This is a genomic window from Streptomyces viridochromogenes DSM 40736, from assembly GCF_000158955.1.
Taxonomy (GTDB): Bacteria; Actinomycetota; Actinomycetes; order Streptomycetales; family Streptomycetaceae; genus Streptomyces; species Streptomyces venetus.
Genome location: NZ_GG657757.1, coordinates 7,289,702 through 7,303,121, shown reverse-complemented (window position 1 = coordinate 7,303,121; position 13,420 = coordinate 7,289,702). Strand labels below are relative to the sequence as shown.

At 70.3% G+C, this 13,420-nt stretch carries 11 protein-coding genes; 8 read left to right on the top strand and 3 right to left on the bottom strand.

Annotated features, from left to right (window positions below; translation table 11 throughout):
- The coding region (locus SSQG_RS31965) for an MFS transporter (protein ID WP_003994095.1) at positions 1–848 on the bottom strand (848 nt) is incomplete at its 3' end.
- Positions 849–1,001: 153 nt separating this feature from the next.
- On the bottom strand, positions 1,002–1,445 hold the full coding sequence (locus SSQG_RS31960; protein ID WP_003994094.1) for an SRPBCC family protein: 444 nt from the start codon (positions 1,443–1,445) through the stop codon (positions 1,002–1,004).
- 170 nt (positions 1,446–1,615) lie between these two features.
- On the opposite strand from SSQG_RS31960, the gene SSQG_RS31955 reads away from it, so the two are divergent.
- From SSQG_RS31955 to SSQG_RS31945, 3 genes are all read left to right on the top strand, one after another.
- Positions 1,616–2,656: an Rv2578c family radical SAM protein gene (locus tag SSQG_RS31955; protein ID WP_003994093.1), complete on the top strand. Its 1,041-nt coding sequence runs from the start codon at positions 1,616–1,618 to the stop codon at positions 2,654–2,656.
- Positions 2,657–2,820: 164 nt separating this feature from the next.
- Positions 2,821–4,398 (top strand): alpha/beta hydrolase, encoded by a 1,578-nt coding sequence (locus SSQG_RS31950; RefSeq protein WP_003994092.1) that lies wholly within the window; start codon positions 2,821–2,823, stop codon positions 4,396–4,398.
- A gap of 56 nt (positions 4,399–4,454) precedes the next feature.
- Positions 4,455–5,009, top strand: a complete 555-nt coding sequence (locus SSQG_RS31945; RefSeq protein WP_003994091.1) for a GNAT family N-acetyltransferase — start codon at positions 4,455–4,457, stop codon at positions 5,007–5,009.
- Positions 5,010–5,011: 2 nt separating this feature from the next.
- Here the strand turns inward: SSQG_RS31945 and SSQG_RS31940 are convergent, their stop codons facing one another.
- Positions 5,012–5,587, bottom strand: coding sequence for an adenylosuccinate lyase (locus SSQG_RS31940; RefSeq protein ID WP_003994090.1), 576 nt, complete (start codon positions 5,585–5,587; stop codon positions 5,012–5,014).
- 355 nt (positions 5,588–5,942) lie between these two features.
- Here SSQG_RS31940 and SSQG_RS31935 point away from each other — a divergent pair, with 355 nt between their 5' ends.
- From SSQG_RS31935 to SSQG_RS31915, 5 genes are all read left to right on the top strand, one after another.
- Positions 5,943–7,748: a 3-hydroxyacyl-CoA dehydrogenase family protein gene (locus SSQG_RS31935; RefSeq protein WP_003994089.1), complete on the top strand. Its 1,806-nt coding sequence runs from the start codon at positions 5,943–5,945 to the stop codon at positions 7,746–7,748.
- Positions 7,749–7,863: 115 nt separating this feature from the next.
- Complete coding sequence (locus SSQG_RS31930; RefSeq protein WP_003994088.1) at positions 7,864–8,673, top strand: TetR family transcriptional regulator; 810 nt, start codon at positions 7,864–7,866, stop codon at positions 8,671–8,673.
- 381 nt (positions 8,674–9,054) lie between these two features.
- Positions 9,055–10,398 carry a crotonyl-CoA carboxylase/reductase gene (gene ccrA, locus SSQG_RS31925; RefSeq protein WP_039934090.1) on the top strand — a complete coding sequence of 448 codons (1,344 nt, stop codon included), beginning with the start codon at positions 9,055–9,057 and terminating at the stop codon, positions 10,396–10,398.
- Between the two features lie 17 nt (positions 10,399–10,415).
- Positions 10,416–12,464: a protein meaA gene (locus SSQG_RS31920; RefSeq protein WP_003994086.1), complete on the top strand. Its 2,049-nt coding sequence runs from the start codon at positions 10,416–10,418 to the stop codon at positions 12,462–12,464.
- Positions 12,461–13,420 (top strand): HpcH/HpaI aldolase/citrate lyase family protein, encoded by a 960-nt coding sequence (locus SSQG_RS31915; RefSeq protein ID WP_003994085.1) that lies wholly within the window; start codon positions 12,461–12,463, stop codon positions 13,418–13,420. The genes SSQG_RS31920 and SSQG_RS31915 overlap by 4 nt, the downstream gene beginning before the upstream one ends.

Below are 13,420 nucleotides of genomic sequence, written 5' to 3'. Positions count from 1 at the left end.
CGCAGCGGGATGAGGGGTTCGGCGGCGAAGCGTTCGGCGACGAGGAAGAGGACGCCGGCCACCGCCGCCCCGGCCCCGAGGCCGAGGATCATGCGCGAGTCCCAGGCGTACTCGGTGCCGCCCCAGCTGGTCAGCAGGACCAGGCAGGTGGAGGCGGCGGCCAGCAGCAGCGCGCCGAGGACGTCCAGCCGGGCTCTGACGGCCGGTTTCGGGAGCTTCAGCGCGGCGGCGACGACGGCCAGCGTGACCAGCCCGAAGGGCACGTTGACGTAGAAGCACCAGCGCCAGGAGTGGTGGTCGGTGAAGTAGCCGCCGAGCAGGGGGCCGGCCACCGAGGCGAGGCCGAAGGAGGCGCCGATCAGGCCCATGTAGCGGCCGCGCTGCCGGGGCGGCACGATGTCCGCGATGATCGCCTGCACGCCGATCATGAGGCCGCCCGCGCCGGCGCCCTGGAGGGCGCGGAAGGCGATCAGCTGGTCCATGGTCTGCGCGCGGCCCGCGAGCGCGGAGCCGGCGACGAACACGACGATCGCGAACTGGAAGACGCCCTTGCGGCCGAGCAGATCACCGAGCTTGCCGTAGACCGGCAGACCGACCGTGGCGGTCAGCAGATAGGCGGTGATCGCCCAGGACATCCGGTCCAGGCCGTGCAGCTCACCGACGATCTTCGGCAGCGCGGTGGCGACGATCATCTGCTCCAGGGCGGCCAGGAGCAGGGCCAGCATGAGCGCGAGGAAGACCAGGCGCACCCGGCGGGGGCTGAGTCCGGGGCCGGGGGCGGGGGACGGGGCGGGGGTGTCGGGAGGCGCCGCCGCCGGTTCGTCCTGCGCCAGAGTGATCCCGCCCACCTACCGCTCCCCTCGTCGCGCTGCCGCACAATTCCCGCGTAAAAGCGACAACTACGAGCAAGCGCGACGAGTTACGGCACAAAGCCGAGCGGTGCGGAGATCACCCGAACCGGTGAGGGACCCAACGGCCCCTGCGGATCCGGGCCTTGGGACCTACTTCTCGACCTCGGCGGCGAGCTTGGCGAGCAGGGCGTCGTAGATCCGGCCGAGTCCCTTGGGGGCGAAGGTCTTCTCGAAGAAACCGCCGATGCCGCCGGCGCCGGTCCAGGTGGTGGTCACGACGACCCGGGACCTGCCCTCACCGGCCGGGGTGACCCGCCAGGTGGTGACCATGGAGGAGTTGCGGTCCTTCTCGACCAGCTCGCCGTCGCTGGGCTCGCTGACCTCCAGGAGGCAGTCGCGCACGCGCTTGCTGGTGGCCTGGAGCTTCCAGTGGACGAGGGTGCCCTCGCCGTCCCCGCCCTCCCGGACCTCGTACTCGCTGAACTGCTCGGGCATCAGCCTCGCGCGCGTGCCGCTGTAGTCGGCGAGGGCGTCGAACACCGTCTCCGCGTCCGCCGCGACGATCCGCTCCGTAGTGGCCTCGACCTGCGCCATCAGGTTCCTCCAGGACATGGTTGCTCGGGGGTCGGGGCAAGCCAACCACCCCGCTGCCCGGCCCCCCAAATCGGGGTGGCCGAACCCGGTCGAACGCGCTCGGAAAACACCCTCGCACGATCAAGGGAACATGTGTTCTATTCTGTGGGCAGTGCTACCGAGGAGGCGCCATGCGCTGGGAGAACCTCACAGCGGACTCCGAACACGGCCGCGCCGACGCCGCGCTGTTCGGCGCGGACGCGGTGACGACCCGTACCTTCGACACCCCGGAGTTCCGCGGGATCACCTTCCACGAGATACGAGCCCGGTCGATCATCAACCGGGTGCCGGCGGTGTCACGGATGTCGTTCCAGTGGACGGTCAATCCCTATCGAGGCTGCTCGCACGCGTGCGTGTACTGCTTCGCACGCAAGACGCACAGCTATCTCGACCTCGACACGGGCCTCGGCTTCGACTCCCAGATCGTGGTCAAGACCAACGCCCCCGAGCTGCTACGCCGGCAGCTCGGCTCGCGCCGCTGGCAGGGCGAGCACATCGCGATGGGCACCAACGTCGACTGCTACCAGCGCGCCGAGGGCCGCTACCGCCTGATGCCGGGCATCATCTCGGCCCTGCGCGACCACGCGAACCCCTTCTCGATCCTGACCAAGGGCACCCTGATCCTGCGCGACCTGGACCTGATCCGGCAGGCGGCGGACGTGACCGACGTCGGCATATCCGTGTCGGTCGGCTTCACCGACACGGAGCTGTGGCGGACCGTCGAGCCGGGAACGCCCGCGCCGGAGCGGCGTCTGGAGGTCGTGCGGACCTTCGGGGAGCACGGCATCGGCTGCGGCGTGCTGATGGCGCCGGTGATCCCGTTCCTGAGCGACCGTCCGGACCAACTGCGAGCGACGGTGCGGGCGATCGCGGCGGCCGGCGCCACGTCCGTCACACCCCTGGTACTGCATCTGCGGCCCGGCGCCCGCGAGTGGTTCATGAGCTGGCTGGAGCAGCACCATCCGTACTTGGTGCCCCGCTACCGGCGGCTGTACGCGGAGGGCTCCTACGCTCCGAAGTGGTACCAGCGCCGGATCACCCGTCAGGTGCACGAACTGGCTGAGGAGTACGGCATCGGGCCCACGCGCACCGGGATGCCGCGGCGGATCAGGCCCCCTCAGGAGCCGGTGGAGCCCCCGGCGTCCGGGCCGACCCAACTCTCGCTCCTCTAGGAGCGTTCGAGCGGGAGTGTTCGGGCAGGAGCGTTCGGGCGGATCCAAAGATCCGATTGGGTCATTAATCGGCAGATCATGTTCTTTCAGGACGGGTTGCCGGGACGATGCGGCGAGGACGGTGTTTCTCGCGGTCCTACATCCCGCCGTCCTGGGAGGACTCCATGAGAAAACGCGCAGCGGCGCTGTGCGGCGCCGCCGTCGTCATGGCCGGGACCTGCGCGGCCGTTCCCGCCGAGGCGGACGCACCGCGCACCGCGGAGACCGTGCACGCCGCGAAGCCCGTCTGGAAGAAGTGCGCCACCAAGGACTACCCGGCGCTCCAGTGCGCGTCCCTCGAGGTGCCGCTCGACCACCCCAAGCCGCAGGGGCAGCAGATCACCCTCGCCCTGTCCCGTGTGCCCCACACCGCCCGGACGTATCAGGGCCCGCTGCTGGTCAACCCCGGCGGCCCCGGCAGCAGCGGGCTGGGGCTCGCCGGGTTCGTCGCGTCCTCGCTGCCCCAGGAGGTCGCGGCCCAGTACGACATCATCGGCTTCGACCCGCGCGGCGTGGGGGCGAGCAAGCCGGCGCTGGACTGCAGGCCCGGCCACTTCGACCCGGTGCGCCCGGACACCGTGCCGACCACACCCGCCGTCGAGCGGGCCAACCTCGCCCGCGCCAGGTCCTTCGCCGCTGCCTGCAGCAAGAAGTACGCCCACCTCCTGCCGTACATCGACACGATCAGCGCCGTGCGCGACATGGACGCGATCCGGCAGGCCCTGGACGCGGACCGGCTCAACTACTTCGGTTACTCGTACGGCACCTACCTGGGCGCGGTCTACGCCAGGATGTTCCCCGAGCGGGTCCGGCGCCTGGTCCTGGACTCGGTCGTCTCCCCGACCGACGTCTGGTACGACGCCAACCTGTACCAGAACCTCGCCTTCAACGACCGCCACCGCGCCTTCATGGCGTGGGTCGCCAGGCACGACTCGACGTACCGGCTGGGCACCGACCCGGAGTATGTCGAGGTCAAGTGGTACGCCATGCGGGCGGCTCTGGCGAAGAAGCCGGCCGGCGGCATGGTGGGCGCCTCGGAACTGGAGGACACCTACGTCCCGGGCGGCTACTACAACGGCTACTGGCCGATCCTGGCGGAGGCGTTCGCCGCGTACGTGAACGACAGGAACGCCGCCCCTCTCGTCGAGGCGTACCAGAACTTCGGCGCGATCGACCCCGTCGCCGACAACAGCTACAGCATCTACACCGCGGTGGAGTGCGGGGACACCTCCTGGCCGCGGGACTGGAGCCAGTGGCGCAGCGACAACTGGGCGATGTACGAGAAGGCACCGTTCATGACGTGGAACAACGCCTGGTACAACGCGCCGTGCGCGTTCTGGCCGAGGGCCGCGCCGCGCCCGGTGAGCATCGCCAACGGCGAACTGCCGCCCACCCTGCTGTTCCAGGCGACCGGTGACGCGGCCACCCCCTATGTGGGCGGCGTCTCCGTCCACCATCTGCTGGCGCGCTCCAGCCTGGTCGTCGAGGAGGGCGGTGGCAACCACGGCATCACGCTGAGCGGGAACGCCTGCCTGGACAGGCATCTGGCGCGCTATCTGTCCGACGGCACCGTGCCCCGCGGGCAGGGTGTGGCCGACGCGGTGTGCGAGGCCCTGCCGGACCCGAAGCCGGCCGCCAACAAGGTGGCATCGACCTCCGCGGGCGGCTCGATGCTGCACAGCCTGCTCGGCTTCCGCGGCTGAGCGGCTGACGGGCCGTCGGGGCGGGCGCTGTCGGTGCCCTGGTCCATCATGGGGCCATGACCGAGCTGACGGGAAAGGCCGGGGTGAGCGGTTTACGGGTGCGGGAGATGACGCTCGCCGACTGCGCGCGGGTCGCGGAGATCCGCATCCGTGGCTGGCAGAGCGCCTACCGGGGTCTGATCCCGCAGACGTACCTGGACGGGCTCAGCGTCCGTGAGGACGCCGAGCGACGTCGCACCTATTTCACGCAGGCCGGCGGCGACGTGGTGGACCTGGTCGCCGAGGGCACCGGCGGCGAGATCGTCGGCTGGGCCTGCCACGGCCCTTACCGAGAGGGTGAGGACCGGACCGAGGACGTGGAGTTGTACGCCATCTACGTCCACCCGGGGCATGTCGGATGCGGCGTGGGTCAGGCGCTGCTCTCGGAGTCGGTCGCGCGCTGCTCCGCCGCGGGCCACGACCGCATGCTCCTGTGGGTCCTGAAGGAGAACGGCCGGGCCCGCCGCTTCTACGAACGGGCCGGTTTCCACGCGGACGGCGCCGAGGAGCCCTTCGAGGTGGCGGGTGTGACGGTCCCCGAGGTGCGCTACGCGCGCACACTCCCCCGCTGACCTCACCGCTGCTTCGGGATCCGCCCCAGCGCCCGCACCGCCGCCTCGGCCAGCGCCGGATGCGCGAGGGCCTCGTTCAGCACGGGTATGGCCCGCGCGTCGCCCAGCGTGCCGAGCCCGTCCACGCAGGCGAGGGCCACGCGGCGGTAGGGATCGTGCGGACGCAGCCGCCGCTGGAGGGTGGTGATCAGCGCCGGCACGGCCTCCGGGGCGCGCAGCTCGACCAGGAGCCGCACCGGGTGCAGCGCGTAGGCGACACGCAGTTCGTTGGTGGCGAGAGCGGCGGCCGCGCGGGCGGTGCGCGGGTCTCCGAGGCGGGCGAGGGCGTGGGCGGCGGAGGCGCAGCGCGGCGGATCGCGGTGGTTGAGCAGCAGGACCAGGGCCTCGAAGGCCCGCCGGTCCCGGGCGAGCCCCAGCCGGAACGCCGCCAGCTCCCTCGTCCAGAGCGGCTGCCCGGGTTCGGTCAGCAGCTCCGCCAGCGCGTCGAGATCGTCGGTCGCCACGAGCCGCTCGAAGGCGGGTGACGCCCCCGACTCCTGCCGTAAGCGCTCCGTGAGTGATCGCAACTCTTCGTCCATGACTGAGAGACTAGGGGCGGGGTGAGCTGCGCGGGACGTACATCACAAAGACGAGGACTGGCGCGCTCGTTACCCGCCAGTTAAGCTCAGACGAGCGAGTTACCCACTCGCGTTCTCCTCGTGGCGGTCTGGTGACGCGGTCGCCGCGAGAGCAGTCGGTTCGGTACTTCGAGTACCGCGGTGCGACTCGGCCCCGGGACAGGGCCGGTCCTCCCTTCACCGGGCGTGTGCGCTTGCAGCCCGGCAACACCCGCACTTCTCACGCACCCGGTGCGCCCGTGGCCCGGCTCCCCCGGACCGCTTCGGCGCACCCGGGCGTGTTCCCCGTCGTCACCCTCATTCCTGGAGTCCCTCGATGGCCACTCCCCTTTCCGACCCGTCCCCGTCCTCGCTCCGGACCGTCGCCGTCGTCGGCCTCGGCACCATGGGCACCGGCATCGCCGAGGTCCTCGCCAAGGCCGGCCGCGAGGTCGTCGGCATCGACATCAGCGAGGCCCAGGCCGCGAAGTGCGTCGCGGCCCTGGAGTCCTCCACCGCCCGTGGCGTCGAGCGCGGGCGGCTGACCGAGCAGGACCGCGCGGAGATCCTCGCCCGTGTCCGCACCTCCACCGACCTGCGGGCCGCGGCCGACGCCGACCTGGTCATCGAGGTGGCCCCCGAGTCGTACGAGGTCAAGCACCAGATCTTCCGGGAGCTGGACGGGATCGTGCGCCCGGAGACGATCCTGGCGACGGGCACCAACGCCCTGTCCGTCACGCGGCTGGCCGCCGACTCGGCGCGTCCCGAGCGGGTGCTGGGCCTGCACTTCTTCGCCCCGGCCCCGGCGATGCGGCTGGTCGAGGTCGTCTCCTCGGTGCTCACCGCGCCGGCGGCCGTCACGGCGGTCACGAACCTCGCGCTCGACCTGGGCAAGGAGCCCGTCGCGGTCGGCGACCGGCCCGGCTTCGTCGCCGACGGGCTGCTGTTCGGCTACCTCAACCAGGCCGCCGCGATGTACGAGGCGAAGTACGCCTCCCGTGAGGACATCGACGCCGCGATGCGGCTCGGCTGCGGGCTGCCCATGGGCCCGCTGGCGCTGCTGGACCTGATCGGCGTCGACACCGCGCGCACGGTCCTGGAGGCGATGTACGCCGCGTCCCGCGACCGGCTGCACGCCCCCGCGCCGATCCTCAAGCAGCTGAGCGAGGCGGGCCTGACCGGCCGCAAGGCGGGGCGCGGTTTCTACACCTACGAGGCGCCGGGCAGCGGCACGGTCGTGCGGGACGCGCTGACCCCGCTGGAGGGCGGCAGCCAGGCCGCGGGCCGGGAGGTCCACTCGGTCGGTGTCGCCGGCTCGGGCACCATGGCCTCCGGTATCGCCGAGGTCTTCGCCAAGGCCGGATACGAGGTGGTCCTCGCCGCCCGCAGCGCGGAGAAGGCCCAGGCCGCGAAGGCCCGGATCGGCAAGTCCCTGTCCCGCTCGGTCGACCGGGGCCGGCTGACCGCCGAGGCCGCCGCCGGGATCCTGGACCTGATCACGCCGACGGGCACCTACGACGACTTCGCCGGCGTCGACCTGGCCGTGGAGGCGGTCGCCGAGGACCTGGAGGTCAAGCGGCAGCTGTTCGCCACGCTGGACAAGGTCTGCAAGCCGGGCGCGGTCCTGGCCACCACCACCTCGTCGCTGCCGGTGGTCGCCTGCGCCCGTGCCACCTCGCGCCCGCAGGACGTGATCGGCATGCACTTCTTCAACCCGGCGCCGGCCATGAAGCTGGTCGAGGTCGTGCGTACGGTGCTGACGGCCGACGACGTCCACTCGACGGTCCGCGAGGTCTGCGGACGGATCAAGAAGCACGCGGTCGACTGCGGTGACCGTGCGGGCTTCATCGTGAACGCGTTGCTGTTCCCGTACCTGAACAACGCGATCAAGATGGTGCAGGAGCACTACGCGTCGCTCGACGACATCGACGCGGCGATGAAGCTGGGCGGCGGTTACCCGATGGGCCCGTTCGAACTGCTGGACGTGGTCGGGCTGGACGTCTCGCTCGCCATCGAGAAGGTCCTGCACCGCGAGTTCCGCGACCCGGGGCTCGCCCCGGCACCGCTGCTTGAGCACCTGGTGGCCGCGGGCTGCCTCGGCCGCAAGACCGGCCGTGGCTTCCGCGAATATGCCAAGCGCTGAGGGTCCCGGCGACTGGTTCCGGTCCGGCTCCGAGTGGGGCGGCCTGCTCGGGCCGGACCGGTTCCACGAACCAGGCCATGCGCAGCGAGCTGCGCACATGCAGTACGTTCGGGGCATGTCCCAGCCCGCCAAGTCCTCACGTACACCCGCTACGACCGACGCGCCGGAGAGTGCCGCAGGCTCGCGCGCCGCCGCCCAGCGGCTCAAGATGCGCCGGGAACTGGCGGCCGCCGCGATGGAGCTGTTCGCGACCAAGGGGTACGAGGCGACCACCGTCGACGAGATCGCGGCCCAGGCCGGGGTCGCACGCCGCACCTTCTTCCGCCACTTCCGCTCCAAGGAAGAGGCGATCTTCCCCGACCACGACGACACCCTGATCCGCGCCGAGGCGGTGCTCAACGCCGCGCCCGCGCACGAGCATCCGCTCGACACGGTGTGCCGTGGCATCAAGGAGGTCATGAGGATGTACGCGGCGCGGCCGGAGATCTCGGTCGCCCGCTACAAGCTGACGCGCGAGGTGCCCACGCTGCGCGAGGCGGAGATCGCGTCGGTGGCCCGCTACGAGCGCCTCTTCACCCGCTACCTCCTCGGCCACTTCGACGAGCGGGCGCACGCCGACGACGCCAACGACGACCCGCTGCTGGCGGAGGTCGCCGCGTCCGCCGTGGTCACCGCCCACAACCACGTCCTGCGGCGCTGGCTGCGGGCCGGCGGGCAGGGAGACGTGGAGGCGCAGCTGGACCACGCCTTCGCGATCGTGCGGAAGACGTTCGGCACGGGGATCGGGGCCGGGCGGTCCACGAGCGCTCAGCCGGCCGCGGCGACGGCCTCGGCGCACGGCGAGGTGCTGGTGACCGTCGCCCGCACCGACGCCCCGCTGGACGAGGTCATGAGGACGATCGAGCAGGCGCTCAAGGAACACTGAGCCCACTCGGCACTGTGATGACGGCCACCCTTCGGGGTGGCCGTTTTGGCATGTCAGGGGCCGTTTTGCAGGCCCTCGGAGGGGCCGTTCGATCGATCATCGCTCATTTGTTACGTAAAGATTTCATCTGGGCGCAAGTTCTGGCACTCAGTGCCTTGCGAGGTGACACGCGGTGTCATACGTTGAAGAGGTCCGGGTGACCGTCCCAGCAAGCTCACCCGCCTGCACGCCCGGACGCCTGCGTCACAGGCAACCTCCCGCGCAACCCAGCGCTGCCGAACAGCATCACCGCCGAACCGACGGCACACCCTCAACCCTCAGCAGCACCGACGTAACCATCGGCGCCCCTCCCTCAGGGCGCTCACCGCCGGAGGCAACACCGTGACCGTGAAGGACATCCTGGCCGCGATCCAGTCGCCCGACTCCACGTCGGAGGACTTCGCCGCCCTCCCGCTCCCCGAGTCGTACCGCGCGATCACCGTGCACAAGGACGAGACGGAGATGTTCTCCGGGCTCGCCACGCGCGACAAGGACCCCCGCAAGTCGATCCACCTGGACGAGGTGCCGCTGCCCGAGCTCGGCCCGGGCGAGGCGCTCGTGGCCGTCATGGCCTCGTCGGTCAACTACAACTCGGTGTGGACGTCGATCTTCGAGCCGCTGTCCACCTTCGGCTTCCTGGAGCGCTACGGCCGCACCAACGAGCTGGCCAAGCGCCACGACCTGCCGTACCACATCATCGGCTCCGACCTCGCGGGCGTCGTCCTGCGCACCGGCCCGGGCGTCAACGCCTGGCGCCCCGGAGACGAGGTCGTCGCGCACTGCCTCTCCGTCGAGCTGGAGTCCAGCGACGGCCACAACGACACCATGCTCGACCCCGAGCAGCGCATCTGGGGCTTCGAGACCAACTTCGGCGGCCTCGCCGAGATCGCCCTGGTCAAGTCCAACCAGCTGATGCCGAAGCCGGACCACCTGAGCTGGGAGGAGGCCGCCGCCCCGGGCCTGGTGAACTCCACCGCCTACCGGCAGCTCGTCTCCCGCAACGGCGCCGGCATGAAGCAGGGCGACAACGTGCTGATCTGGGGCGCGAGCGGCGGCCTCGGCTCGTACGCCACCCAGTTCGCGCTGGCCGGCGGCGCCAACCCGATCTGTGTCGTCTCCAGCGACCAGAAGGCGGACATCTGCCGCTCCATGGGCGCCGAGGCGATCATCGACCGCAACGCCGAGGGCTACAAGTTCTGGAAGGACGAGAACACCCAGGACCCGAAGGAGTGGAAGCGCTTCGGCAAGCGCATCCGTGAACTCACCGGCGGCGAGGACATCGACATCGTCTTCGAGCACCCCGGCCGCGAGACCTTCGGCGCGAGCGTCTTCGTCACGCGCAAGGGCGGCACCATCACCACCTGCGCCTCGACCTCGGGCTACATGCACGAGTACGACAACCGCTACCTGTGGATGTCGCTGAAGCGGATCATCGGCTCGCACTTCGCCAACTACCGCGAGGCCTGGGAGGCCAACCGGCTCATCGCGAAGGGCAAGATCCACCCGACCCTGTCGAAGGTGTACTCCCTTCAGGACACCGGTCAGGCGGCCTACGACGTGCACCGCAACCTCCACCAGGGCAAGGTCGGCGTGCTGTGCATGGCCCCCGAGGAGGGCCTGGGCGTCCGCGACCGGGAGAAGCGCGCCAAGCACATCGACGCCATCAACCGCTTCCGCAACATCTGAGACACCCGGGAGCACAGATGACTGAGCGTCAGCCCGCCGAACACAGGCGGGAGAAGGACCGGCCGTGGCTCATGCGCACGTACGCCGGTCACTCCACGGCCGAGGCGTCGAACGAGCTGTACCGGCGCAACCTCGCCAAGGGGCAGACGGGTCTGTCGGTGGCGTTCGACCTGCCGACGCAGACCGGCTACGACTCCGACCACATCCTCGCCCGTGGCGAGGTCGGCCGGGTCGGTGTGCCGATCGCGCACCTCGGTGACATGCGCCGGCTGTTCCAGGACATCCCCCTGGAGCAGATGAACACCTCGATGACCATCAACGCCACGGCCATGTGGCTGCTGGCGCTCTACCAGGTCGTCGCCGAGGAGCAGGGTGCGGACATCACCAAGCTCCAGGGCACGACCCAGAACGACATCGTCAAGGAGTACCTGTCCCGCGGGACGCACGTGTTCCCGCCGGGGCCGTCGCTCCGGCTGACGACGGACATGATCGCGTACACGGTCTCCCACATGCCGAAGTGGAACCCGATCAACATCTGCAGCTACCACCTGCAGGAGGCGGGCGCCACTCCGGTCCAGGAGATCGCGTACGCGATGTCCACCGCGATCGCCGTCCTCGACGCCGTGCGCGACTCCGGCCAGGTGCCGCAGGAGCGCATGGGCGATGTCGTCGGCCGGATCTCCTTCTTCGTGAACGCGGGCGTCCGCTTCATCGAGGAGATGTGCAAGATGCGCGCCTTCGGCCGCATCTGGGACAAGGTCACGCGTGAGCGGTACGGCATCGAGAACCCGAAGCACCGCCGCTTCCGCTACGGCGTCCAGGTCAACTCCCTGGGCCTGACGGAGGCCCAGCCGGAGAACAACGTCCAGCGGATCGTGCTGGAGATGCTGGCCGTGACCCTCTCCAAGGACGCCCGCGCGCGCGCCGTGCAGCTGCCGGCCTGGAACGAGGCGCTGGGCCTGCCCCGCCCCTGGGACCAGCAGTGGTCGCTGCGCATCCAGCAGGTGCTGGCCTACGAGAGCGACCTGCTGGAGTACGAGGACATCTTCGACGGCTCGAAGGTGATCGAGGCGAAGGTGGAGGAGCTGGTCGAGTCCGCGCTCGCGGAGATCGACCGCATCCAGGAGATGGGCGGCGCGATGGCGGCCGTCGAGTCCGGCTACCTCAAGTCCCAGCTGGTCGCCTCGCACGCCGAGCGCCGGGGCAGGATCGAGTCCGGCCAGGAGAAGATCATCGGTGTCAACGCCTTCGAGGGCACCGAGCCGAACCCGCTGACCGCCGACCTGGACACCGCGATCCAGACGGTGGACCCGGAGGTCGAGGCCCGGGTCATCGCCTCGCTCCAGCAGTGGCGCGACAGCCGCTACCAGCCGCCCTTCAACCATCCGCGCCCCTGCAAGGCGCTGGAGCGGCTGAAGGAGGTCGCACGCGGCACCGGGAACCTCATGGAGGCCACCCTGGAGTGCGCCCGGGCGGGGGCGACGACCGGCGAGTGGGCCGGGGCCCTGCGCGAGGTGTTCGGCGAGTTCCGGGCGCCCACGGGCGTCTCCTCGGCGCCGGTGGCCGTCCCCGTCGAGGAGGGCAGCACGCTGGCCCTGGTCCGCCACAAGGTGGACGTCACGGCGAAGGAGCTGGGCGTCGGCAAGCTGCGCTTCCTGGTCGGCAAGCCGGGCCTGGACGGGCACTCCAACGGTGCCGAGCAGATCGCGGTGCGCGCACGGGACGCCGGCTTCGAGGTGGTCTACCAGGGCATCCGGCTGACGCCCGAGCAGATCGTGGACGCGGCCCTCGCCGAGGACGTGCACGCGGTCGGCCTGTCCATCCTGTCCGGCTCCCACGCCCAGCTGGTGCCGGACGTCCTCGAACGGCTGCGTGTGGCCGGTGCCACAGATATACCCGTGATCGCCGGTGGCATCATCCCGAATGGTGACGCCGAGCAGCTCAGGCAAGCCGGAGTGGCCGCCGTCTTCACCCCGAAGGACTTCGACATCACCGGAATCATCGGCCGCATCGTCGACGAGATCCGGAAAGCGAACCAGCTCGACCCCCTGGAGGTCCCCGCATGACCGTCAACCGTCTGCGTCCCCGCCGCTCGTGTCTCGCGGTGCCGGGAAGCAACCCGCGCTTCCTGGAGAAGGCGCAGGGCCTCCCGGCGGACCAGGTCTTCCTCGACCTGGAGGACGCGTGCGCCCCGCTCGCCAAGCCCGAGGCGCGGCACACCATCGTCAAGTTCCTCAACGAGGGCGACTGGACGGGCAAGACGCGGGTCGTGCGCGTCAACGACTGGACGACCGAATGGACGTACCGCGACGTCGTCACGGTCGTCGAGGGCGCCGGCCAGAACCTCGACTGCATCATGCTGCCGAAGGTGCAGACGGCCCAGCAGGTCGTCGCCCTGGACCTGCTGCTGACGCAGATCGAGAAGACGATGGGCTTCGAGGTCGGCAAGATCGGCATCGAGGCGCAGATCGAGAACGCCCAGGGCCTGAACAACGTCAACGAGATCGCGCAGGCCTCCCCGCGCGTCGAGACCATCATCTTCGGCCCGGCCGACTTCATGGCGTCCATCAACATGAAGTCGCTGGTCGTGGGCGAGCAGCCGCCCGGCTACCCGGCGGACGCCTACCACTACATCCTGATGAAGATCCTGATGGCCGCCCGTGCCAACAACCTCCAGGCGATCGACGGCCCCTACCTGCAGATCCGCAACATCGACGGCTACCGCGAGGTCGCCCAGCGCGCCGCGGCCCTCGGCTTCGACGGCAAGTGGGTGCTGCACCCGGGCCAGGTCGAGGCGTCCAACGAGATCTTCTCGCCGTCGCAGGAGGACTACGACCACGCCGAGCTGATCCTGGACGCGTACGACTACTACACGTCCGAGGCGGGCGGCAAGAAGGGCTCCGCGATGCTCGGCGACGAGATGATCGACGAGGCCAGCCGCAAGATGGCGCTCGTCATCTCCGGCAAGGGCCGCGCGGCCGGCATGCAGCGCACCAGCAAGTTCGAGATCCCGGAGGGCTGA

Excerpts from the sequence above, each read along its gene's own strand:
- SSQG_RS31960 (WP_003994094.1), bottom strand. The coding sequence starts at position 1,445 with ATGGCGCAGGTCGAGGCCACTACGGAGCGGATCGTCGCGGCGGACGCG.
- SSQG_RS31955 (WP_003994093.1), top strand. The coding sequence starts at position 1,616 with ATGCGCTGGGAGAACCTCACAGCGGACTCCGAACACGGCCGCGCCGAC.
- SSQG_RS31950 (WP_003994092.1), top strand. The coding sequence starts at position 2,821 with ATGAGAAAACGCGCAGCGGCGCTGTGCGGCGCCGCCGTCGTCATGGCC.
- SSQG_RS31945 (WP_003994091.1), top strand. The coding sequence starts at position 4,455 with ATGACCGAGCTGACGGGAAAGGCCGGGGTGAGCGGTTTACGGGTGCGG.
- SSQG_RS31940 (WP_003994090.1), bottom strand. The coding sequence starts at position 5,587 with ATGGACGAAGAGTTGCGATCACTCACGGAGCGCTTACGGCAGGAGTCG.
- SSQG_RS31935 (WP_003994089.1), top strand. The coding sequence starts at position 5,943 with ATGGCCACTCCCCTTTCCGACCCGTCCCCGTCCTCGCTCCGGACCGTC.
- SSQG_RS31930 (WP_003994088.1), top strand. The coding sequence starts at position 7,864 with ATGTCCCAGCCCGCCAAGTCCTCACGTACACCCGCTACGACCGACGCG.
- SSQG_RS31920 (WP_003994086.1), top strand. The coding sequence starts at position 10,416 with ATGACTGAGCGTCAGCCCGCCGAACACAGGCGGGAGAAGGACCGGCCG.
- SSQG_RS31915 (WP_003994085.1), top strand. The coding sequence starts at position 12,461 with ATGACCGTCAACCGTCTGCGTCCCCGCCGCTCGTGTCTCGCGGTGCCG.